Raw genomic sequence first — 22,243 nt, forward strand, 5'->3', positions numbered from 1 at the left:
ACGAGCACGAAAATGCTCCCTTCCAAGTCGCCGATCCGGTGCGGCAACTGATGCTCGAGCTTCAGGCGTTGCAAGTCATGCAGCCAGAGGTTGTCGCCGGGGCCGTCGACTGCATAACCGAGCCCAGTGAGATCGCCTCGTCCAGCGTGGCGAAGCGATCGGGATCGTTGCCTGCCGGTTTTGCGGCAAATTCCGCTGCTGCACTGTCCAGCGCGTTACGGGTAAATTTCATGTTGCCAAGCTCAAGCACTTCTTCGGGCGCGAAGCGGGCCTCGGTTCCGGTTAGGTCGAAATCGTGGATGGTGACGAGCGTATCGTCGCCGAACAAAAACGTGTATCCGTGAGTTCTCTCGATACCAAGCAGGTAACTGTCCTGGGAAAGATCCAGCGCGACACGACTGGTCGGATCGATCTTGCCGAACCGGTGCGGAGTTCCACGCACCCTCACTGCATCCTGCAATGTACGGCCGTTTATCCATGCGCTCGGATCCATGGTGGCACTTCTCCCTGTCTGACTTGGCTGGCTCGCCCGTTTGGCTGGTAGCTGGAACAGGTCACAAGCGATAGATGCTATGCCCCATCGCTGAATCTCCTGTCGCGCCATACCGCGACTGCATCGTGCCGGACGGAAAACCCACGCATCGCCCGGAAGGAACGAATGCAGGAATCTGTCAGGACGGCGGCCAGGGACAACGGATCACTCCAGTATCGAACGCACCGCGTCCAAGGCTTCTTCTACCAGTGCATCGGGCGCCCTCTCCACGCGCTTGAAACTGCGCGCGCGCGCATCGACGGTGCGGGTCTGGTCGCACAGCACAACGCCCTGCGTTGCCGTGCCCGACCCCATCAAGGTCACGCTGAAGCCGGTCTCGCGGGCTGCCGCACCGCCTTGGGTGATCGGCGCCACCAACAGCAGGCCCGAAGCTTTGTTGAATGCATCGGCCGACAGCACCAGCACCGGTCGCGACCCGCGGATCTCCTTGCCGTGGGTCGGGACCAGGCTCATTTGCAGGATGTCTCCCCTCCTTGGGATGGCGGGGCTCACAGCAGTTCGCGCCCCGACGGGCCGTCCCGCAGGGAGGCGTCATCGCGCTGCCATGCTTCCGGGGATTTGGGGCTTGCGGCCAAGCGATCGGCCAAGCTGCGCCGCGCCGGAGTCACCGACAGGCGGCGCCCTTCGACAGCAAGCTCGACCACGGACCCGGCTTCCACCGCCAGGGTCTGGGCGATGGTCTTGGGGATCGAGAGAATGATGGAGCCGCCAGATTGGCGAAGCGTCGCCGTGCAAGTCATGGAACGAGCCTCGGATGTTTTACTGAAGTAAAACTTATCCCATCTGCGAGCGCGTCGCAAGCAGCCCGCGCACGGTCTGCTGCATGGTCGTGCGCGAGCCTGGCCGCCGACGTAGCGCGCGGCCGCGACATCACCTCCGAACGTGCAGCTGGTGGGCACCCCAGGACTCGAACCTGGAACCAACCAATTATGAGTTCGGCGCTCTAACCATTGAGCCATGGGTCCGCTGCGGTTCGATCATCGCAACTCCCGCGCCCGGAAAAACACGAAACCCCGCGTTCGCGGGGCTCCATGTCGTTCCACGCGGCTTCCGGCTCAGTCGATGTCGAGGAAGCTCCGCAGCTGCTCCGAGCGGCTCGGATGGCGCAGCTTGCGCAGGGCCTTGGCCTCGATCTGGCGGATGCGCTCGCGGGTGACGTCGAACTGCTTGCCGACTTCCTCAAGGGTGTGGTCGGTATTCATGTCGATGCCGAAACGCATGCGCAGCACCTTGGCCTCCCGCGGCGTGAGGCCGGCCAGCACTTCGTGCACGGTCTCCTGCAGGTTGGTGTTGGTCGTGGCCTCGATCGGGGACTCCACGTTGGTGTCCTCGATGAAGTCGCCCAGGTGCGAGTCCTCGTCGTCGCCGATCGGAGTCTCCATCGAGATCGGCTCCTTGGCGATCTTCATCACCTTGCGGATCTTGTCCTCGGGCATGTCCATCTCCTTCGCCAACTCTTCCGGCGTGGCCTCGCGGCCGAACTGCTGGAGCATCTGGCGGGAGATGCGGTTCAACTTGTTGATCGTCTCGATCATGTGCACCGGGATGCGGATGGTGCGGGCCTGGTCGGCGATCGAGCGGGTGATGGCCTGGCGGATCCACCAGGTCGCATAGGTCGAGAACTTGTAGCCGCGGCGGTATTCGAACTTGTCGACCGCCTTCATCAGGCCGATGTTGCCTTCCTGGATGAGGTCGAGGAACTGCAGGCCGCGGTTGGTGTACTTCTTGGCGATGGAGATCACCAGGCGCAGGTTGGCCTCGACCATTTCCTTCTTGGCCTTGCGCGCCTTGGCTTCGCCGTAGGCCATCGCGCGGTTGATCTCGCGCAGGTCGCCCAGGGTCACCATCATCGCCTTCTCGATCGCGAGGGTGGCTTCCTGCTCGGCGACGATCTGGTCCTTGACGTCGCGCAGGCCGCTGGCCCACTTCTGCTTGCGCTTGAGCAGCTCGTCGACCCACTCGAGGTTGGTCTGGTTGCCGTCCCAGGCGCGGATGAAGTCCTTGCGCGGCATCTTGGCCACGCGGGTCGACAGGTCGAGGATGCGGCGCTCGTGGTCCTTGATCTCGCCGACCACGTCACGGAGCTTGCGCACCAGCACGTCGGTCAGCGGCAGCGGCAGCTTGAGGCTGGTGAATGTGGCCGCCATCTCCTCGCGCAGCTTGAGCGCCGGCTTGGCCTCGGGGCCGCTCTTGGCCACGGTCTTCTGGAACTTCGCGTACGCGGTGGCCATTTCTTCCATGCGGCGCGCGACCTCGGCCGGATCCGGGCCGGTGGGGCCGGGTTCCTCGGCCGCGGTGTCTTCTTCCTCTTCCTCGGCCTCGGCGTCGTCATCGGCCGCGGTGGCGGCCGCGGCGACGGGCTCGGGCGCGGGCGGGGCCGGCGGCTCGGGGTCGTCCAGGCCGTCGGTGAAGCCCACCACGATCTCGGCCAGGCGCTTCTTGCCCGCCTTGTGCAGCTCGTAGTCCTCCAGCAGCATCTCGACCGACCAGGGGAAGCTGGCCAGGGCGGCGCCCATCTGGTTCAGGCCTTCCTCGATGCGCTTGGCGATGGCGATCTCGCCCTCGCGGGTCAGCAGCTCGACCGTGCCCATCTCGCGCATGTACATGCGCACGGGATCGGTGGTGCGGCCGCCCTCGCCGTCCAGCGCGGTGAGCGTGGCGGCGGCTTCTTCCGCGGCGGTGTCGTCGACATCGCGGCCACCATCGGACTCGCCGGCCAGCAGCAGGGTCTCGGCATCCGGCGTGGTCTCATGGACCTGGATGCCCATGCTGTTGATCATGCCGATGATGTCTTCGATCTGCTCCGGATCGACGAGGTCGTCGGGCAGGTGGTCGTTGACTTCGGCATAGGTCAGGTAGCCCTGCTCCAGCCCCTTTGAAATCAGGAGCTTGATGTCGGACTGGGGGGCTGGACGCTCGTTCGCCATGTGGCGCACACCTAGGAAAAAGTGAACCCGTAATTATACCATCCGTCGCGCGGGGTCAGGAACGCAGCAGGAAGGTGACCGGACCATCGTTGGTCAGGCTTACCGACATATGGGCCCCGAAGCGGCCGGTTTCCACCCCCCGGGGATGCAGGCGTCGGCATTCCGCGAGCAGGGTGCTGAACGTGCGTTCAGCCTCGGCGGGTGCCGCGGCGGTGCTGAAGCCCGGTCGCAGCCCGGAACGCGTGTCCGCGGCCAGGGTGAACTGGCTCACCAGCAGGAGGCCTCCGCCGGTGTCGGACAGCGACCGGTTCATCCGGCCTGCGTCGTCGGCGAACACCCGGTAGGCCAAGAGGCGCCGCGCCATCCGCGCGACCTCGGCGTCGCCATCCGCGGGTTCGATGCCCGCCAGCACCAGCAGGCCCGGGCCGATACGGCCGACGGTCGCGCCGTCGATCTCGACGCAGGCGCGGGTCACGCGCTGCAGCAGCAGGAGCATCGGGTCCTCCGGGGGGCATTCAGGGCCGGCTAGACTCTCGCCAATGACCGACCTGCTCGCAAGCCTCCTGCATGCCATGGCCACCGCGGTGGGACACCTGCCGTGGCCGCTGCAGCGTGCGCTCGGCAACGGCCTGGGCGGGCTCGCGCGGCGCCTGGGCACCCGCGAGAGCGTGGTCGCGCTGCGCAACCTGGAGCTCGCGCTGCCCGCGCTGGACCCGGCTGCCCGGCAGGTCCTGCACCGCGAGGTGATGCGCACGACAGGCCGCCAGGCGGTGGAAACCCTGCGGCTGTGGACGCGCCCGCACGCGGACAACCTCGCGCTGATCCGCGAGCGCCACGGGGAAGCCCTGTTCGACGCGGCCCTGGCCTCCGGCCGCGGGCTGATCGTGGCCGCGCCGCACCACGGCAACTGGGAGCTGCTCAACCAGTGGCTGGCCGCGCGCACCCCGCTGGCGATCCTCTACAAGCCGCCGGAGTCCAGGGTGGGCGAAGCCTTCCTGCGCCGGGTGCGCGCCGACGCCGACGCGGGCCGCGTGACCCAGGTCCGCGCCGAAGGCCCGGGCATCCGCCAGCTGTTCAAGACCCTGAAGGACGGTGGCGTGGTCGGGATCCTCCCCGACCAGCAGCCGAAGTCCGGCGACGGCGTCTTCGCGCCGTTCTTCGGCCGCCAGGCGCTCACCATGACCCTGCTCTCGCGGCTGGCCGAGCGCAGCGGCGCGACCGTGCTGTTCTGCAGCTGCGAGCGGCTGGATGGACCGGAGCTGGCCTATGCGCTGCGCATCGACCCGGCACCCGAGGCGATCCGCGACCCCGACACCACCGCTTCGGTCGCAGCGCTCAATGCCGGCGTGGAGCGGATGGCGCGGCGCGCGCCGGCGCAGTACCAGTGGACCTACAAGCGCTACACCCTGCGCCCGCCGGGCAGCGGCGAAACCAATCCCTATCGCGACCTGGAGACCGGACGATGAGCGCCGACGCCGAGGGCTGGCAGTCCCTGCCGCCCAGGGCCCGCACCCTGTTCCTGCTCACCGACGCCGCCGGCTGGGGCCTGCTCGCGGTGCCGGCCATCATCCTTGCCGGCGTCCTGCTGGAGCGGCCGTTGCCGGCGATGCCGGTCGCCTTGGCCGCCCTGGTCGCACTCCCGGCCTGGGGTATCTGGATGGCCCTGCGGCGCTTCCGTTACGCGCGCTGGCTGATCGACGGCACCGGGCTGGGCTATCGGCGCGGCCGCATGTGGCAGGTCGAGACCCGGGTGCCGCGCACCCGCGTCCAGCACGTCGACCTGAAGCGCGGCCCGCTCGAGCGCCATTTCGGGCTCGCGACCCTGGTGGTGCACACCGCCGGCACGCGCGACCGCGCCGTCGCCGTTGCCGGCCTGGATGCGGAGGATGCGTCGCGCCTTCGCGACACCCTCGCGCGCCAGATCGACCAGGACGACGATGACCACGCCGCCGGCTGAGCGCCGCCTGCACCCCTGGTCCTGGCTGTTCGTGCTGCTGCAGCAGCTGCGGCAGTTCCTGGTGCCGCTGGTGGTCCTGGTGTTCGTGGGAGGCCGGGCCGACGACGGCTACCTGCTGTGGCCGCTGGTCGGTGTCGCGGCCCTGGTGGTCAGCGCCGTCTGGCAGTACTACACCTTCCGCTACCGGGTCGACGAGGACCGGCTGGTGGTGCGGGAAGGCGTGTTCGAGCGCCAGGTGCGCCAGATCCCGTTCGCGCGGATCCACAACGTCGCGCTGCACCAGACCCTGCTGCACCGCGTCTTCGACGTCGCCGAAGTCCGGCTGGAGTCGGCCGGCGGCACCAAGGCCGAGGCCGAGATGCGGGTCCTGCCGATGGCCGAGGCGATCGCGCTCGAGCGACTCATCCGCACCCGCGGCGCCGCGACGCCGGCGGTCCCGGGCACGGACACGGCCGATGCCGGCGCCGACGACGCCGACCCCGCGGACGGCCGGGTCCTGCTGGCCCTGCCCTTCGGCGAACAGGTCCGGCTGGGGCTGGTGAGCAACCGCGGCCTGGTCGTGGTGGCCGGCGCCTTCGCGCTGGCCTGGCAGGCCTTCCCCGACCGCGTCATGGCCGACCTGGTGCGCCAGTACGCCGGCCAGGTCGTGGGCTATGCGGGCAGCCTGGTGCACGGGGCGGCCGTCCGGGTCATGGCGCTGGCCCTGCTGGTGCTGTTCGCCCTGGCTCTGCTGCGGCTGCTGTCGGTGCTGCTGGCGCTGACCCAGTACCACGGCTTCCGGCTGCTGCTGCAGGGGCGGCGCGTGACCGTCGAGCGCGGCCTGCTGACGCGCCTGCGCACCAGCGTCTCGCGGCGGCGCATCCAGGCCTGGACCCTGCACGAGGGGCTGCTGCACCGGCTGCTCGGGCGGCGCACGCTGCAGGTCGATACCGTCGGCGGCGCGGGCGAGGCCGGCGAGCAGCGCGCGCTGCGCGAGCTGGCGCCGATCGCCACACCCGAGGCCTGCGACGCGCTGGTGCGCGAGGTCCTTCCGGGCGTGTCCTGGCCACCGGTCGGCTGGCGTCGGCTGCATCGGCGGGCCTGGCAGCGCCTGGCCCTGCCGGGCGCGGCGTTCTCGCTGGTGGCCGCGGCAGCGGCCTCCTGGTACGCCGGCCCGGTCGGACTGGCCGCGCTCGCCTGGCTGCCCTGGGCGCTGTTCGCCGCGCGCCGCCATGCCGGTCGCGCGGGCTACGCGCTGGATGGCCGGATGCTGGCGGTGCGCGGCGGCTGGTGGTCGCGGCACTGGCGCTTCGCCGAGATCGACAAGGTCCAGGCCCTGCGCCTCGAGCAGTCACCACTGGACCGCGCCTTCGGCATGGCCAGCCTGTGGCTCGATACCGCGGGCGCCCGGCCGGGCTCGGAACCGCTGCGCCTGCGCTTCATCCCCGAGGCCGAGGCCCGCGCGCTGCATGGCCGGCTGGCGGCCGAGCTGGCGCGGATGCCGCTGCGCTGGTAGCGGCCCGCGGGCCAGTCAGGCGCGGCTGGCCTGCCCGATGGTCGCGGCCGGCCGCACGTCCGGCGCCGGGCCGGCATCGATGCCGCATCCGGTCCAGGTCCGCCGGGCGCGGCGGGTCTCCTCGCGCAGCGCGCGGTTGAAGGCGACGCCCTCGGCGGTCACGTAGCCGCGCGGGTGGTCAAGGTGGACCACGATCGCCCGGTGGCGGATGCGCTTGCCGCGGATGCCGGCGTTGGCCAGGCGCTCGCCGAACTCGCGGTCCTCGCCGCCATAGCGCATGCGCTGGTCGAAGCCGTTGACCGCGAGCACGTCGCGCCGCCACGCCGACGCGTTGTGGCCGTTCCAGCTCGCGCGCGCCGGGCTGACCAGGTCGAGCAGGCGGGCCATGCCCGGGCCGGCGGTGAGCTTGCGGTCCCGATGCGACCGCGGCATGCCTTCGGCGTGCAGCCAGCTCGCGTCGAAGCAGCGCTGGCTGCGGATGTCCTCCTCCGAGATGGCGCGGCTCGTGGCCATCGGCAGCTTGTGGTAGCCGCCGGAGAGGAAGCGTCCGCGCTCGCGCTCGCGCAGGTGGGTCGACAGGAAGTCGGCGCGCGGGATGCAGTCGCCATCGGTGAACACCAGGTAGTCCGCGCGCGCCGCGGCGATCGCCTTGTTGAGGGCCTCGCACTTGCGGAAGCCCTCGTCGGGCTGCCACAGGTGGCGCACCGGCATCGGCAGGCGCGGGATGAGCGCCTGCAGTCGTTCGCGCGTGTGCGCGTCGCTGCCGTCGTCGGCGACCAGCACTTCGAAGTCGTCGCGGTCCTGGGCGGCGAAGCCGTGCAGCACCTTCTCCAGCCACTCCGGCTGGTTGTAGGTGGTGAAGATGACGCTGGCTTCGGGCTTGCGCTCCATGGCGCGATTATGGCCGGACTGGATGACACCGCGGCGGCCCCGCACGACGCATCCGCCCGAATCCGCGGGCGATAATCGCGGGCACGTGCCAACACCCCCCCGCCCGACCATGCCGCCCCTCTCCGCCACCGTGATCACCTTCAACGAGGCCGACCGCCTTGGCGACTGCCTGGCCTCGCTGGCGTTCTGCGACGAGATCGTCGTGGTCGACTCCGGCTCCACCGATGCCACCCGCGCGATCGCCGAAGCCGCGGGCGCCCGGGTGCTGGTGCGGCCATTCGACGGCTTCCGCAGCCAGAAGCAGTTCGCGGTCGAACAGGCCGCGCACGACTGGGTCCTGTGCGTGGACGCGGACGAGCGTATCGGCCCCGCGCTGGCCGCCGCGATCCGCACCGCGCGCGCGGACGGCTTCCGCGGCGCCGCGGGTTACCGGTTCGCGCGCTGCTCGGCGTACTTCGGCCGCTTCCTGCGCCATGGCAATGCCTATCCCGACCGGCAGATGCGGCTGTTCGACCGCCGCCGCGGCGGCTGGCGCGGCGACCGCGAGATCCACGAGCGTGCCACCGTCGACGGCCCCGTGCGCTCGCTCGACGGAGACCTCCTGCACCTGCCGTTCCGCTCCTTCGAGCACCAGCTGGCAAAGGGTGGCCAGTACGCGCAGATGATGGCCGGGCACGCCCACGCCCGCGGCAGGCGCGCGACGCTGTCGAAGCTGGTCGTGGCGCCGTGGTGGCGCTTCTGGCGCGGCTACGTGCTGCGCGGCGGTTTCCTCGACGGCTGGGCCGGCCTGGTCTACGCCTTCGTGACCGCCGACAACGCGCGCCAGAAGACCATCCGGCTGTGGCTGCTGCAGAACGACCTCAACGCCCCGTCGGTCCCCAGTACCCCAGCTCGCGACGGATCTGCAGGCCGCGATACAGGGCCGTGAGCGGCCGCCGCCGCAGCCGGCCCAGCTCACCGGCCAGCAGCGCCTCGGTGGCGGCGAGCACGCGCTGCGAGGACCGCCCGTCGCGCCAGGGGTGGATGCTGTCGGCGTAGGCGGCCAGCGCGGCCTGCAGTCCCGGCTCCGGCGCGAACGCATGGTCCAGCATGGCCGGCAGCTGCGCGGGATCGTCGAAGTCGATCATGTGCGGCTTCGGCGCGCGGTTGCGGAAGGTCACCACGGGCTTGCGCTGGACGACGAACTCGCTGACCACCGAGGTGGTGTCGGCCAGCAGCACGTCGGCGGCACGCTGGGCCTCGACCAGCTGCTCCGGCTCGACGAAGGCCGCGTTCGGGCCGGCCAGCGCGCGGTAGCGCGCGAACAGCGCCGGCGCGCATTTCGGATGCAGGGTCAGCAGCCAGTAGTACCGGCCATCGGCGACCTGTGCCGCGATCGCCTCGTAGAGGTGCGGCGCGGCGCTCAGCCGCTCGGTGAAGGTGGCCGCCGACATCACCACGCCACGGCCGCCGGCCTGCGCACGCAGTGACGCCGCCAGCGGTGGCTCCGGGCCGAACAGCGGATCGAGCTTGGGCCAGCCGGTCTCGACCACCTGGAAGTGCCCGGCCTGCTTCGCCAGCGCCTGGAATGGCGCGGTCGTGGCCGGCCCCTGGGTGCAGTACAGGTCGAACAGTCCGCGCAGGCGGAAATGGCCGCGCGCGTCCTCGCGCTTCTCGACGTTGAAGCCGTGGAACAGCTGCACCTTGGCCCCGCCGACGAAGGGCGGCACCCAGTTGGCGGCGCTGAACACCGCGCGCGGGCGCAATCCCACGGCCTCGCGCGCGCTGGCGATCGCGCGCACCGGCGCCGCGAGCCGCGACTGCGCCGCGCCGTCGACCAGCCAGGCGTGCACGCCGTGGCCGGCGTCTTGCAGCGCATCGGCCAGCGGCTGCAGGATGGGCAGCGCATAGCGTTCCGTCGCGAACAACAGGTATTCCGCCATCGACACGTCCTCGGCCCCAGGGCCCGCCCTCTCGGCCTGCATTATCGCGTTCAACGAGGCCGACCGGATCGGCGACTGCCTGGCGTCGCTCGCGTTCTGCGACGAGATCGTCGTGGTCGATTCCGGCTCGACCGACGACACCGCAGCCATCGCCCGCGCCGCGGGCGCACGGGTGCTGCAGCGCGCCTTCGATGGCTTCCGCAGCCAGAAGGACTTCGCGGTCGGGCAGGCGACGCACGACTGGGTGCTCTGCCTGGATGCCGACGAACGCGTGGACGACGCGCTGCGGACGTCGATCCTTGCCGCGCGCGCCGCTGGTTTCGACGGCGCGGCGGGCTACCGCTTCGCCAGGCTCGACCACTACTTCGGCCGTTTCCTCCGCCACGGCAACGCCTATCCCGACCGGGTGCTGCGCCTGTTCGACCGCCGACGCGGCGGCTGGCGCGGCAACCGCGAAGTGCATGAAGCCGCCAGCGTCGACGGCCGCGTGGCCACCCTGGCGGGCGACCTGGTCCACTATCCCTACCGCTCGCTGGAGCAGCAGCTGGCCAAGACCCAGCGCTACGCGCGGATGATGGCCGAGCATGACTTCGCCCGCGGCCGCCGCGCCTCGTTGCGCAAGCTGGTGCTGGCGCCGGCCTGGCGCTTCTGGCGCGGCTACGTGCTGCGCGCCGGCTTCCTCGACGGCTGGCACGGGCTGGTCTACGCCTATGTGCGCGCCAACTACGTGCGCCAGAAGACGGTGATGCTCTGGCTGCTGCAGAACGGGCAGCCGGTGGCGACGCCGCCGTCCGCGCGCGCCGACTGAGGCCGCTGCCATGTGCGGAATCGCAGGTGCCTGGGCGCCCCGTGCCGAAGATGCCGGCGTGCTGCACGCGCTGGGCGCCGCCATGGGCACGGCCATCGCGCACCGCGGGCCCGATGACGCGGGCACCTGGGCGGACGCCGACGCCGGCCTGGTGCTGTCCCACCGCCGACTGTCGATCCTCGACCTCAGCCCGCTCGGCCACCAGCCGATGGCCTCGGCCGATGGCCGCTGGCAGCTGGCCTACAACGGCGAGGTCTACAACCATGCCGCGCTGCGCGCGGAGCTGGAAGGCCTGGGCCACGGCTTCCGCGGCCACTCCGATACCGAGGTGCTGCTGGCGGCGATCGCCGAATGGGGCGTGGACGCGGCGCTGGCGCGTGCCAACGGCATGTTCGCCTTTGCCGCCTGGGACGTGCATGCGCGCGAACTCTGGCTGGCGCGTGACCGGGTCGGCAAGAAGCCGCTGTACTACGGCTGGTGCGCCGACGGGAGCTTCGTCTTCGGCAGCGAGCTGGCCGCGCTGCGCGCGCATCCCGCGCTGTCGGCCGAGGTCGATCCGGACGCGCTGGCGCTGCTGCTGCGCTTCGACTACATCCCGGCGCCGCACGCCATCCTGCGTGGCGTGCACAAGCTGTGCGCCGGGCGGCTGCTGCGCATCGACGCGTCGCGGGTGGCCGCCGGTGCCGCGGCCCACGACCCGGCGCGTGACCAGCAGATCTGGTGGAACGCGCGCGAACGCCAGGAGGCGGCGATCGCCGAAGGCTTCGCCGGCGACGAGGCCGCGGCGCTGGATGCGCTCGACGCGCTGCTGCGCGACGCCACCGCGCTGCGCATGGAAGCCGACGTGCCGCTCGGCGCCTTCCTTTCCGGAGGCACGGACTCCTCGCTGGTCACCGCGCTGATGCAGGCGCAGTCGCCGCATCCGGTGCGCAGCTTCTCGATCGGCTTCGACAACGCGGTGCATGACGAGAGCGCGCACGCCGCTGCCGTCGCGCGCCATCTCGGAACCGCGCACACCGGGCTGCACGTCGACGGGCGCGCGGCGCTCGACCTGGTGCCCTCGATGCCGAAGATCTACGACGAGCCCTTCGCCGATTCCTCCCAGCTGCCCACCACCCTGCTGTGCCAGCTGACCCGGCGCCACGTGACCGTGGCGCTTTCCGGTGACGGCGGCGATGAGCTGTTCTTCGGCTATGGCCGCTACGCGCGTGCGCTGCGCAACCGCAGCCTGGCTGCGCGCATGCCGGCACCGCTGCGCGCGCTGCTGGCCCGCGACCACGGCGAAGGCGCCCGACTGGGCGGAGTGGCGGCGCTGCGCGGCGCGCTCGCGGAGCGATCCATCCAGGACGTCGCCCGCGGCCGCGTGCAGCGCTGGCGGCATCCCGAAGCCGTGGTCACCGGCGCGCGTCGCCTGGCCACCGCCTATGACGATCCCGCCGCGCTGCCGCGCAATGGCGGGGACGCCGACGCGCTGATGGCGCTCGACTTCGCCTGCTATCTGCCCGAGGACGTCCTGGCCAAGGTCGACCGCGCGAGCATGGCGGCGTCGCTGGAGGCGCGCGCGCCCCTGCTCGACTGGCGCGTGGCGGAGTTCGCCTGGTCGCTGCCGCTTGCGATGAAATGGCGCGACGGCCGGCTCAAGCACCTGCCACGCCGGCTGCTGGAACGCTACCTGCCGACCGCCCTGGTCGAGCGGCCCAAATCCGGCTTCGGCGCGCCGGTGGGCGATTGGCTGCGCGGGCCGCTGCGCGACTGGGGCGAGGCGCAACTGGATCCGCGCCGGCTGCGCGAGGAAGGGCATTTCGATCCCGCCCCGATCCGCGCGCTGTGGCAGGCGTTCCAGGCCGGCGAACGCAAGTGGCACACCCACCTCTGGGGCGTGCTGATGTTCCAGGCCTGGCGGGAGGCGCTGCACGAGGGCACGCCGCACTCCGAACGGACGCCATGAAGATCCTCTACACCAACTTCCACGATTGCCATGGCGGCGGCCACACCACGTATGTGCTGGCGCTTGCGCGCGCACTCGGCGGCCGCCACCGCGTCCATGTCGCGGCTCCACCGGGCAGCCGCCTGCTGGCCGGCGCCGAAGGGCTCGAAGGCGTGTCCGCGGTGCCGCAGCCGTTCCCCAACGGGATCCGCCGGCTCGCCGCGCGCCGCCGCGCCCGCGCAAGCCTGCGCGCGCTGCTGCGCGAGGAGCGCTTCGACCTCGTCCACGTCAACGGGTCCGCGGACCACCGCCTGGTGCTGTCGGCGCTGCGCGGGCTGCCGGTCCGGCCGCGGATCGTGTTCACCAAGCACAACTCCAAACCGGCGTCCGGCGTGGGCGCCTGGTGGCGCGCCCGCCGCGGGACCGACCACGTCATCGCGGTCTGCGACGACACCCGCAAGCGCCTGCTCGACACGCCCTACGGTCGCCTGCCCATGGATGCCGTGCCCAACGGCGTCGACCTCGAGCGGTACCGGCCCTGGCCGGATGACGCACGCTGCCAGGCCCGACGGCAGTGGCTGGGGGCCGGCGGAGACGATGTGCTGCTGCTCGGCTCCAACGCCGGCACCATCGCCTACAAGGGCTGGATGGACCTGGTCGAGGCGCTCGCACTGCTCCCGGAGGTGCAACGCGCACGCGTCAGCGTGCTGCTCGCGGGCGAGCCGCCGGCCGACGATGCACTGGCAAGGATCGAAGCGCTGGAGCTGGGCGGGCAGGTCCGCTTCGCCGGGTTGCTCGACGACATCCGGCCGATGGTGGCGGCGCTCGACGCGGGCTTCGTGCTGTCCTGGGACGTGGAAACCATTTCCTTCGCCTGCCGGGAAATGATGGCGATGGGAAAGCCCGTGCTGGTCAGCGACTACGCCGGACTTCCGGAAAACATCGAACCCGGCGTCGACGGCTGGGTCGTGCCGGCGCGCAGTCCGCCGCGGGTGGCCGACGCCATCCTGCAGCTGCTGGACGCGCGCGACCGGCTACCGGCGATGGGGGCGGCGGCGCGCGCGCATGCCGAGCGCGCGTTCGGGATCGAACGCTTCGTCGATGCCACCGAGGCGGTCTACTACCGGGCCGTGGCCGCAGGCGCCTGAGCAGGCGCCACGCGCGCCGTTTCAGCCCGGACGCTTCGCCAGCCGGGCCAGGAAGAACCCGTCCATGCCGCCGTCGCCAGGCAGGCGCTGGCGGGCGTGCGGCGCGGAGTCCGCCGCGGGCGCACGGCCGAAGTGCTCCGGCAGGGGATCGGCGACCGCATCGACGGTCCGCGCCAGGAAGGCGTCGACCTGCGCATGGTTCTCGGCGCGCAGGATCGAGCAGGTGGCGTAGACCAGCACGCCGCCGGGCCGCAGCATCGTCCACGCCGTATCCAGCAGGCGCGCCTGCAGGGCGACCAGGGCGTCGATGTCGGCGGCGCGCCGGTGCAGCAGCACGTCGGGCTGGCGGCGCACGATGCCGGTCGCCGAGCACGGTGCGTCGACGAGGATCGCGTCGAACGGCTCGCCGTCCCACCAGGGGCCCGGCTCGGCCGCGTCGGCGACGCACGCGGTGACGCCCGGATCGATGCCCTCGCCCAGGCCCAGGCGCCGCCAGGTGTCGCGCACGCGGGACAGCCGGGCCGGATCGACGTCGAGCGCCAGGAGCCGCAGCGTCGGATCGCGCTCGAGCAGGTGGGCCGACTTGCCGCCCGGCGCGGCGCAGGCATCCAGCACGCGCGCACCGGCGGGAGGCGCGAGCGCATCGGCAACCGCCTGCGCGGCGCCGTCCTGGATCGACACGTCGCCTTCGGCGAACCCGGGCAACGCGCCGACGGCGATCGAGGCCGGGAGGCGCAGCGCATCGTCCAGCGTGTCGTCGGCCACGGCCTCGATGCCCGCTGCCTGCAGGCGGGCCAGGTAGGCCTCGCGTCCGCCGCGCCGCCGGTTCACGCGCAGCCAGGTCGGGGCCGGCCGTGCGCTGGCGGCGAAGATCGCATCGGCGTCGCCGGGCCAGTCGGCCGCGACCCCGTCGCGCAGCCAGGCTGGCCAGGCGTCGGCGGGGCTGGATGCGGGAAGGCCTTCGCGCTGGGCACGCCGCAGCAGGGCGTTGACCAGCTTCGCCTGGTGCGCGCGGCCGATATCGCGGGCGGCGTCGACGGTCTCGCCCACCGCGGCGTGCGGCGCCAGTCCCAGCGGGTCGAGCTGGGCGAAGCCGACATGCAGCAGCGCGCGCAGGTCGCCGTCACGGCGACCCGGCGGCTTCGGCATCCAAGCCGCGAGCGCAGCGTCGGCGCGCGCACGCTGGCGCAGCGCGGCGAAGCAGATCGCTTCCACCAGGGCGCGGTCGCGCGGGTCGGGCAGCGCCGGCAGGGCACGCGACAGTTCGGCCTTCAGCGACCGGCCGTGGTGCAGCACCGCGTCGAGCACGCGCGCGGCGGCGGCGCGCGGCGCGCGGCCACTCATCGCGCAGCGAGGTCGCGGCGGGCGTTGAGCCAGTCGGCGGCGGTGATCGCCTTGCCGCCGTCGCGCTGCAGCACGCGGATGCGCAGCGCGCCCTCGCCGCAGGCGACGTCGATGCCGTCACGCCCGGCGGCCAGCACCGTGCCCGGCTGGGCACCTGCCGGCGCATCGACCGCCACCGCGCCGTGGATCCGCAGGCGTTCGCCGGCGAGCACCACCTCGGCGACCGGCCAGGGATTGAACGCGCGGACCTTTCGAGCCAACACCGCGGCCGGCTGCGACCAGTCAAGCCCGGCCTCCGCCTTGTCGAGCTTGTGGGCATAGGTCACGCCGGCGACAGGCTGCGGTCGCGGCACCGGGCGGATGCCCGCGCGCAGCAGGCCCAGGCCGTCGGACAGCACCTGAGCGCCGAGTTCGGCCAGGCGGTCGTGCAGCTGTCCGCCGGTCTCGTGCTCGCCGATCGCCAGCGACTGCGACAGCAGCACCGGGCCGGTATCGAGTCCCTTCTCCATCTTCATCAGGCAGACGCCGGTCTCGGCGTCGCCGGCCTCGATCGCACGCTGGATCGGCGCCGCGCCGCGCCAGCGCGGCAGCAGCGAGGCGTGCACGTTCCAGCAGCCTTCGTCCGGGATGTCGAGGACCTTCTGCGGCAGCAGCAGGCCGTAGGCCACCACCACCATGAGGTCCGGCCGGAGCGCGCGCAGTGCGTCGCGCGAGACCTGGGACTTCAGCGTCTCCGGCTGCAGCACCGGGATGCCGCGCGCCAGCGCTTCCTGCTTGACCGGCGAGGCCTGCAGCCCGCGACCGCGGCCCGCGGGCCGGTCGGGCTGGGTATAGACCGCGACCACCTCGGCCTTGCCGCAGGCCGCACGCAGCGAGGGCACCGCGAACTCCGGGGTGCCGGCGAACACGATCCTCATCGCGCCACCGCCGTCGCGCCGGGCACGCGGCGGTCAGTCATGCCGGCGCAGCTTGTCGTACTTCTTCATCGCCCGCTCGCGCTTGAACGGCGAGAGGTAGTCGATGAACAGCTTGCCGTCCAGGTGGTCGACCTCGTGCTGGACGCAGGTGGCCAGCAGGCCGTCGACGGCCAGGGTGAAGGGCTTGCCATGGCGGTCGAGCGCCTCGACCTCGATGCCGTCGGCGCGCGTGACATCGGCGAAGATCCCCGGGATCGACAGGCAGCCTTCCTGGTGCACGCGGAGCTCGGCGGAGCGCTCGCGGATCACCGGGTTGATGAACACCAGCGGCTGCTCGCGCTCCTCGGTGACGTCGATCACCATGAAGCGCTCCATGACGTCGACCTGGGTGGCGGCCAGTCCGATGCCGGGCGCCGCGTACATGGTCTCGAACATGTCGTCGAGCAGGCGCTGGAACGCCGGGTCGGCGATGGCCGCGGCCTCGCGCGCGCTGGCGACCTTGCGCAGGTTCGGATGGGGGTGCTCGAGGATCGTGATCAGGGACATGCGGGCGTGGGGGAAAGGGTGGCGGCCGTCACAACCGTGCGGCACGGCCCCGGATTGTACCGCCGGCAGGCTTGCGCAGGGTCCGTTCCTGTAGGCATAGTGCGGTCGCTATACGGGGAAATCTCCAAGGGGAGCAGGTAGATGGCCGGCAAGCTTCAGCGCGTTTCGAATGCGCTACGCACGGGTGTTGCAGTAGCAATGCTGACGGTGGCTACGTACGCGGCGGCCCAGGGCCTGCGCGGCGACCATCCTGATACATATGTGGTGGTGCGTGGCGATACCCTCTGGGACATCGCGGGCCGCTTCCTGCAGAAGCCCTGGCTGTGGCCGGAGATCTGGCAGGCCAACCCGCAGATCGCCAATCCCCACCTGATCTATCCGGGCGACGTGATCAGCCTGGCCTACCTCAACCGCGTCGGCGTCACGCCGGGCCCGCGGACCGAGGCGGCGCCGATCAACGCCGTGCCGCTGTCCGAGATCGAGCCCTTCCTCAAGGACCTGCGCGTCGTCGACGACTTCGACCACATGCCCTACGTGGTCGGCCTCGAGGAAGACCGCATGCGCGCCAGCCGCGGCCAGGTGGTCTACGTCCGCGGCCTGGGCGAGGCTTCGCCCGGCACCCGCTACGCGGTGCTGCGTCCGACCGTGCGCTACACCCACCTGCTTCGCGCCGGCCTGTGCTGCGACACCTTCGGCAAGGACGAGCTCGACGCCACTGGCCGCCGCAGCATCGACTGGGGCCAGTACTGGGCCAACGTCGTCATGCCCGACAAGGGCCAGGAAGTGCTGGGCCACGAGCTGATGCGCGTGACCGCCGGCACCCTGACCCGCGGCGAAGTCGGCGGCATCCAGGCCAGCACCCTGCTGCTCGACGAGGAGGGCCGCGAGGTCCGCATCGGCGACCGCGTGGTGCCGGTGGACGCCCAGCCCTACGACCTGCAGTTCTTCCCGCATCCGCCCAAGGTCCAGACCGACTACGGCAAGGCGCGCGTGCTGGCGGTGACCGACATGCTGACCTCCGGCGGCCCGCGCGACGTCATCGCGCTGTCGGTCGGTGCCCGCGAGGGCGTGGACAACGGCACGGTGTTCTCCATCTGGCGCGAGGGCACCAACACGGTCGACCGCGTCGAGAAGGGCCTGGACCGCGAAGAGGACACCGTGTTCTTCGAGAACAAGGTGCGCCTGCCCGACGAGTTCGCCGGCCACGTGATGGTGTTCCGCACCTTCGACAAGGTCAGCTACGGCCTGGTCATGGACAGCATCAAGCCGAGCCGCGTCGGCTACCACCTGAAGCACCCGGACGCGACCTACTGAGGCCGCGGCCTTTCCCGACCGAACGACGCGACGGCGCCCCAGGGCGCCGTCGCCGTTTCCGGGCGAGGCTGGGCCATGGACAGCGAAGACATCCCGGCACTGCTGCGCGTGCTCGCGGCGGGCGGCCGCGGCGAGCCGCGGCGCCTGCTGCTGGAGTCCCATGGCAGCGCGGCGGCTGCCCTGCGTGCGGGCCCGTCGGCCTGGCGCGCCGCCGGACTGGACCCCGCCCAGCGCGCCGCACTGATGGCCACGGATGGGGGTGCGGAGCTCACGCGGTGGCAGCGCTGGCTCGAGGGCGGGCACGGGCGCCGCCTGGTCGGCATCCACCATCCCGACTATCCGTCGCTGCTCGCGCGGCTTCCCGGCGCACCGCTGGCGCTCTGGGTCCTCGGCGATGCCCACCTGCTCTGGCATCCGGCGATCGCCGTCGTCGGCAGCCGGGCGGCCACCGCCGGCGGATTGCGCAACGCCTACGACTTCGCCCGCAGCTTCGCCGAAGGCGGCCTCGCGGTCACCAGCGGCCTGGCGGCGGGCATCGACACCGCCGCCCACGAGGGCGCACTGGCGGCCTCGGCCGGGCGCACGGTGGCCGTGCTCGGCACCGCGATCGACCAGCCCTACCCGCGGCGCAACGCGGCGCTGTACGCGCGGATCGCGGAGTCGGGCGCGGTGGTCAGCGAACTGCCGCCCGGCACGGCCTACGGCAAGGGCGCCTTCCCCAGCCGCAACCGGATCGTGATGGGGCTGTCGCTGGGCGTCCTGGTGGTGGAGGCGGCGCTGCGCTCGGGTGCCGCGATCACCGCGCGCCTCGCCGGCGAGGCCGGACGCGAGGTCTTCGCCGTCCCGGGCTCGATCCACAACCCCAAGGCCCGCGGTTGCCATCGCCTGATCCGTGACGGCGCCGGCCTGGTGGAAACGCCTTCGGAGGTCCTCGAGTCGCTCACCGCCCTGGCGACCACCCTCGCCGACGACTTGCGCGGGCGCCTGGCCGCCCCCATTGATGCCCCCGGGAGCGCCGCGAGGGTGCCCGGCGCCGCCGGCCCACCTGCAACTCCCGACCACCAGCGCTTGTGGCAAGCACTGGGTCACGACCCCACCGGTATGGATGAACTGGTCTCGCGCACCGGATTGACGGCCGCGGAACTAGGCAGCATGCTGCTGCTCATGGAGCTGGAGGGTCGGGTCGAGGTCGGGCACGGCCGCTATTCCCGAAAGTCTCAGTAACGCGCCCCCGGGCGCAGGCCGGGGGGAAATGAAAGAGAGCATCCTGGACGTCCTGCTCTATCTGTTCGAACACTACTTCACCGAAGACGCGGACCCGGTCCGCGACCGCGACTCCCTCCAGAACGGCCTGCTCCAGGCCGGATTCAGCCCCGCCGAAACCAGCAAGGCCTTCGACTGGCTCGACGCCCTGGCCGCCCAGCGCCCGGTGGACGGGCCGGCGCGCGCCGACGGTCCCACGCGCCTGTTCTCCAGCCACGAGGAGGCCAAGCTCGACGTCGAGTCGCGCGGGTTCCTGATGTTCCTCGAGCAGCACGGGGTGATCGACGCCGACCGCCGCGAGCTGGTGGTCGACCGCGCGATGGCCCTCGACCAGGACGAGCTGGACCTCGACGACCTGAAATGGGTGGTGCTGATGGTCCTTTTCAACCAGCCGGGGTCCGAGGCGGCCTATGCCTGGATGGAGACCCAGATGTTCGTGGACGAGCCCGAAACCGTGCACTGAGTCCTGTCCGGGCGCGGATGCCGGCGCGGACTCGCGCCTTGACAGCCCCACCGCCGCCGTGATTCCACTATAAATAGCAGCCGTCGCACGCCCGGGGCCTCGTCCCGGGCGTTGCCGTCTACACGTCCACACCTCAAGGCACGGCGCCGCCGTCCCGGAAACCCCTGCCGCATGGCCAAGAACCTCCTCATCGTCGAGTCGCCCGCCAAGGCCAAGACGATCAACAAGTACCTCGGCAAGGACTTCCAGGTCCTGGCTTCGTACGGCCATGTCCGCGACCTGGTGCCCAAGGAGGGCGCGGTCGATCCGGCCAACGGCTTCCGGATGCGCTACGACCTGATCGACAAGAACGAGAAGCACGTCGAGGCGATCGCCAAGGCGGCCAAGGCGGCCGACGGCATCTACCTCGCGACCGACCCGGACCGCGAGGGCGAGGCGATCAGCTGGCACATCGCCGAGATCCTGAGGGAGCGCGGCCTGCTCGAAGGCAAGGAGCTGCAGCGCGTGGTGTTCACCGAGATCACGCCGCGCGCGATCAAGGAGGCGATGCTGAAGCCCCGCGCCATCGCCACCGACCTGGTCGATGCCCAGCAGGCGCGTCGCGCGCTGGACTACCTGGTCGGCTTCAACCTCTCGCCGGTGCTGTGGCGCAAGGTGCAGCGCGGCCTGTCCGCCGGCCGCGTGCAGTCGCCGGCGCTGCGCATGATCGTCGAACGCGAGGAGGAGATCGAAGCCTTCGTCGCCCGCGAGTACTGGACCATCGAAGCCGAGTGCGCGCACCCGTCGCAGGGCTTCAGCGCCAAGCTCACGAAGCTCGACGGCAGGAAGTTCGAGCAGTTCACCGTCACCGACGGCGACACCGCCGAGGACGCGCGCACGCGCATCGTCACCGCCGCGCAGGGCGCGCTGCACGTCACCGACGTCGCCAGCAAGGAGCGCAAGCGCCGCCCGGCGCCGCCCTTCACCACGTCGACGCTGCAGCAGGAGGCCTCGCGGAAGCTCGGCTTCACCACCCGCCGCACGATGCAGGTGGCGCAGAAGCTGTACGAGGGCGTGGCGATCGGCGAGGAAGGCGCGGTCGGCCTGATCAGCTACATGCGTACCGACTCGGTCAGCCTGTCGTCCGAGGCGCTGTCGGAGATCCGCGACGTCATCGCCCGTGACTACGGCACGCGCGCGCTTCCCGACAAGCCGAACTTCTACCAGACCAAGTCGAAGAACGCGCAGGAAGCCCATGAGGCGGTGCGCCCGACGTCCGCACTGCGCACGCCGGCGCAGGTGTCGCGCTTCCTGTCCGACGACGAGCGCCGCCTGTACGAGCTGATCTGGAAGCGCGCGGTGGCCTCGCAGATGGTCCCGGCCACGCTCAACACCGTGTCGGTCGATCTCGCCGCCGGCAGCGAGCATGGCTTCCGCGCCAGCGGCACCACGGTGGTAGATCCCGGCTTCCTCGCCGTCTACGAGGAAGGCAAGGACGCCAAGGGCAAGGACGACGACGACGAGGGTCGCAAGCTGCCGGCCATGAAGCCCGGCGATCGCATCCCGCTCGACCGCGTGCACGCCGACCAGCACTTCACCCAGCCGCCGCCGCGCTTCACCGAAGCGTCGCTGGTGAAGACGCTCGAGGAGTACGGCATCGGTCGCCCGTCGACCTACGCCTCGATCATCCAGACCCTGCAGTTCCGCAAGTACGTCGAGATGGAAGGCCGCGCCTTCCGCCCCAGCGACGTGGGCCGCGCGGTGTCGAACTTCCTCAGCGGGCACTTCACCCGCTACGTGGACTACGACTTCACCGCGAAGATGGAGGACGAGCTCGACGCCGTCAGCCGCGGCGAGGAGGACTGGGTGCCGCTGATGGAGAAGTTCTGGGGCCCGTTCAAGGAACTCGTCGAGGAAAAGACCGAGAGCGTCGACCGCAGCCAGGCCACGGGCGCGCGCGAGCTCGGCACCGACCCCAAGTCCGGCAAGCCGGTGAGCGTCCGCCTGGGACGCTACGGACCCTACGCCGCGATCGGCAGCACCGCCGAGGACGCCGAGGACAAGCCGCGCTTCGCCTCGCTGCGCCCCGGCCAGAGCATGCACACCATCACCCTGGAGCAGGCCATCGACCTGTTCCGCCTCCCGCGCACGCTCGGCGAACACAACGGCGAGGAGGTCAGCGTCGGCGTCGGCCGCTTCGGTCCGTTCGCCAAGCGCGGCAGCAGCTACGCCTCGCTCGGCAAGGAAGACGATCCGTACACGATCGAACTCGACCGCGCGGTGTTCCTGATCGAGGAAAAGGAAGAGATCGCGCGCAACCGCATCATCAAGGAGTTCGAGGGCAGCGACATCCAGGTCCTCAACGGCCGTTACGGCCCCTATATCAGCGACGGCAAGCTCAACGGCAAGATCCCGAAGGATCGCGAACCGGCTTCGCTGACGCTCGACGAGGTGGTGCAGCTGCTGGAGGAAACCGGCAAGCCCGCGCGCGGCCGTTTCGGCAAGAAGGCCGCGGCGAAGAAGGTCGCTGCCAAGAAGGCACCGGCGAAGAAGGCGGCGGCGAAGAAGGTCGCGACGAAGAAGGCCACGAAGAAGGCCACGAAGAAGGCCGGCGCGAAGAAGGTCGCCAGGAAGACCGCGAAGAAGGCGGCCGCGAAGACGGTGGCGAAGTCCGCGGCCCCGGCCGCTGCGCGGAAAACCGCCGCCAAGGTCGTCTCCGGGGCGGCCACGGCCAAGGTGGACGATTCCGACAGCGCTCCGTTCTGAGTCCGGAGGGCGACGGCCCGGTC

General features: G+C 71.2%; 21 protein-coding genes and 1 tRNA gene. 11 read left to right on the plus strand and 11 right to left on the minus strand.

Annotation, left to right across the window (positions count from 1 at the left end):
- Window positions 1-61: 61 nt before the first annotated feature.
- The 6 genes from JG616_RS06655 to dtd form a co-directional block, all read right to left on the minus strand.
- Complete coding sequence (locus JG616_RS06655) at window positions 62-493, minus strand: hypothetical protein (RefSeq protein WP_199392083.1); 432 nt, start codon at window positions 491-493, stop codon at window positions 62-64.
- Between the two features lie 204 nt (window positions 494-697).
- The gene (locus JG616_RS06660; RefSeq protein WP_199392084.1) at window positions 698-1,006 is read right to left on the minus strand and encodes a type II toxin-antitoxin system PemK/MazF family toxin; all 309 of its coding nucleotides are present in this window, start codon (window positions 1,004-1,006) and stop codon (window positions 698-700) included.
- A 35-nt stretch (window positions 1,007-1,041) separates the two neighbouring features.
- Complete coding sequence (locus JG616_RS06665; RefSeq protein ID WP_199392085.1) at window positions 1,042-1,293, minus strand: AbrB/MazE/SpoVT family DNA-binding domain-containing protein; 252 nt, start codon at window positions 1,291-1,293, stop codon at window positions 1,042-1,044.
- Between the two features lie 149 nt (window positions 1,294-1,442).
- A tRNA-Ile gene (locus JG616_RS06670) sits at window positions 1,443-1,510 on the minus strand.
- 98 nt (window positions 1,511-1,608) lie between these two features.
- Window positions 1,609-3,480 carry an RNA polymerase sigma factor RpoD gene (gene rpoD, locus JG616_RS06675; RefSeq protein ID WP_199392086.1) on the minus strand — a complete coding sequence of 624 codons (1,872 nt, stop codon included), beginning with the start codon at window positions 3,478-3,480 and terminating at the stop codon, window positions 1,609-1,611.
- Between the two features lie 55 nt (window positions 3,481-3,535).
- Entirely contained in the window at window positions 3,536-3,976 is a 441-nt protein-coding gene (dtd, locus tag JG616_RS06680; RefSeq protein ID WP_199392087.1) for a D-aminoacyl-tRNA deacylase, read from the minus strand.
- A gap of 43 nt (window positions 3,977-4,019) precedes the next feature.
- Here dtd and JG616_RS06685 point away from each other — a divergent pair, with 43 nt between their 5' ends.
- From JG616_RS06685 to JG616_RS06695, 3 genes are read left to right on the plus strand one after another with little or no spacing between them, the layout of a single operon-like run.
- The gene (locus JG616_RS06685) at window positions 4,020-4,946 is read left to right on the plus strand and encodes a lauroyl acyltransferase (RefSeq protein ID WP_199392088.1); all 927 of its coding nucleotides are present in this window, start codon (window positions 4,020-4,022) and stop codon (window positions 4,944-4,946) included.
- Entirely contained in the window at window positions 4,943-5,437 is a 495-nt protein-coding gene (locus JG616_RS06690; protein ID WP_199392089.1) for a PH domain-containing protein, read from the plus strand. Before JG616_RS06685 ends, JG616_RS06690 begins: the two co-directional genes overlap by 4 nt.
- Window positions 5,418-6,932, plus strand: a complete 1,515-nt coding sequence (locus tag JG616_RS06695) for a PH domain-containing protein (RefSeq protein ID WP_199392090.1) — start codon at window positions 5,418-5,420, stop codon at window positions 6,930-6,932. The genes JG616_RS06690 and JG616_RS06695 overlap by 20 nt, the downstream gene beginning before the upstream one ends.
- 15 nt (window positions 6,933-6,947) lie before the next feature.
- Here JG616_RS06695 and JG616_RS06700 read toward each other — a convergent pair whose 3' ends face one another.
- Entirely contained in the window at window positions 6,948-7,823 is an 876-nt protein-coding gene (locus tag JG616_RS06700) for a glycosyltransferase family 2 protein (RefSeq protein WP_199392091.1), read from the minus strand.
- A gap of 109 nt (window positions 7,824-7,932) precedes the next feature.
- Here JG616_RS06700 and JG616_RS06705 point away from each other — a divergent pair, with 109 nt between their 5' ends.
- The gene (locus JG616_RS06705; RefSeq protein WP_199392092.1) at window positions 7,933-8,751 is read left to right on the plus strand and encodes a glycosyltransferase family 2 protein; all 819 of its coding nucleotides are present in this window, start codon (window positions 7,933-7,935) and stop codon (window positions 8,749-8,751) included.
- Here the strand turns inward: JG616_RS06705 and JG616_RS06710 are convergent.
- Entirely contained in the window at window positions 8,684-9,745 is a 1,062-nt protein-coding gene (locus JG616_RS06710) for a CDP-glycerol glycerophosphotransferase (RefSeq protein WP_199392244.1), read from the minus strand. The genes JG616_RS06705 and JG616_RS06710 overlap by 68 nt on opposite strands.
- Between JG616_RS06710 and JG616_RS06715 the strand changes: the two genes are divergently transcribed.
- The 3 genes from JG616_RS06715 to JG616_RS06725 are packed head-to-tail and all read left to right on the plus strand — an operon-like array spanning window position 9,744 to window position 13,628.
- On the plus strand, window positions 9,744-10,553 hold the full coding sequence (locus tag JG616_RS06715) for a glycosyltransferase family 2 protein (protein WP_199392243.1): 810 nt from the start codon (window positions 9,744-9,746) through the stop codon (window positions 10,551-10,553). The two genes, JG616_RS06710 and JG616_RS06715, sit on opposite strands and share 2 nt — an antisense overlap.
- A gap of 10 nt (window positions 10,554-10,563) precedes the next feature.
- Window positions 10,564-12,501, plus strand: a complete 1,938-nt coding sequence (asnB, locus tag JG616_RS06720; RefSeq protein WP_199392093.1) for an asparagine synthase (glutamine-hydrolyzing) — start codon at window positions 10,564-10,566, stop codon at window positions 12,499-12,501.
- On the plus strand, window positions 12,498-13,628 hold the full coding sequence (locus tag JG616_RS06725) for a glycosyltransferase (RefSeq protein ID WP_199392094.1): 1,131 nt from the start codon (window positions 12,498-12,500) through the stop codon (window positions 13,626-13,628). The genes asnB and JG616_RS06725 overlap by 4 nt, the downstream gene beginning before the upstream one ends.
- Window positions 13,629-13,649: 21 nt before the next feature.
- Here the strand turns inward: JG616_RS06725 and rsmB are convergent, their stop codons facing one another.
- The 3 genes from rsmB to def are packed head-to-tail and all read right to left on the minus strand — an operon-like array spanning window position 13,650 to window position 16,435.
- The gene (gene rsmB / locus JG616_RS06730; protein ID WP_199392095.1) at window positions 13,650-14,972 is read right to left on the minus strand and encodes a 16S rRNA (cytosine(967)-C(5))-methyltransferase RsmB; all 1,323 of its coding nucleotides are present in this window, start codon (window positions 14,970-14,972) and stop codon (window positions 13,650-13,652) included.
- On the minus strand, window positions 14,969-15,889 hold the full coding sequence (gene fmt / locus JG616_RS06735) for a methionyl-tRNA formyltransferase (RefSeq protein WP_199392096.1): 921 nt from the start codon (window positions 15,887-15,889) through the stop codon (window positions 14,969-14,971). Before fmt ends, rsmB begins: the two co-directional genes overlap by 4 nt.
- A 33-nt stretch (window positions 15,890-15,922) precedes the next feature.
- The gene (def, locus tag JG616_RS06740) at window positions 15,923-16,435 is read right to left on the minus strand and encodes a peptide deformylase (protein ID WP_199392097.1); all 513 of its coding nucleotides are present in this window, start codon (window positions 16,433-16,435) and stop codon (window positions 15,923-15,925) included.
- Between the two features lie 198 nt (window positions 16,436-16,633).
- Here def and JG616_RS06745 point away from each other — a divergent pair, with 198 nt between their 5' ends.
- From JG616_RS06745 to JG616_RS06760, 4 genes are all read left to right on the plus strand, one after another.
- Window positions 16,634-17,749 (plus strand): LysM domain-containing protein, encoded by a 1,116-nt coding sequence (locus JG616_RS06745; protein WP_199362438.1) that lies wholly within the window; start codon window positions 16,634-16,636, stop codon window positions 17,747-17,749.
- A 75-nt stretch (window positions 17,750-17,824) separates the two neighbouring features.
- The gene (dprA, locus tag JG616_RS06750) at window positions 17,825-18,973 is read left to right on the plus strand and encodes a DNA-processing protein DprA (protein WP_199392098.1); all 1,149 of its coding nucleotides are present in this window, start codon (window positions 17,825-17,827) and stop codon (window positions 18,971-18,973) included.
- A gap of 28 nt (window positions 18,974-19,001) precedes the next feature.
- A complete protein-coding gene (locus JG616_RS06755; protein WP_199362440.1) occupies window positions 19,002-19,475 on the plus strand; it encodes a DUF494 family protein in 474 nt (157 codons plus the stop codon).
- Window positions 19,476-19,646: 171 nt separating this feature from the next.
- The gene (locus JG616_RS06760; RefSeq protein WP_199392099.1) at window positions 19,647-22,220 is read left to right on the plus strand and encodes a DNA topoisomerase I; all 2,574 of its coding nucleotides are present in this window, start codon (window positions 19,647-19,649) and stop codon (window positions 22,218-22,220) included.
- The last annotated feature ends 23 nt before the right edge of the window (window positions 22,221-22,243 follow it).

Source organism: Luteimonas sp. MC1895 (genome assembly GCF_016457215.1).
Taxonomy (GTDB): Bacteria; Pseudomonadota; Gammaproteobacteria; order Xanthomonadales; family Xanthomonadaceae; genus Luteimonas.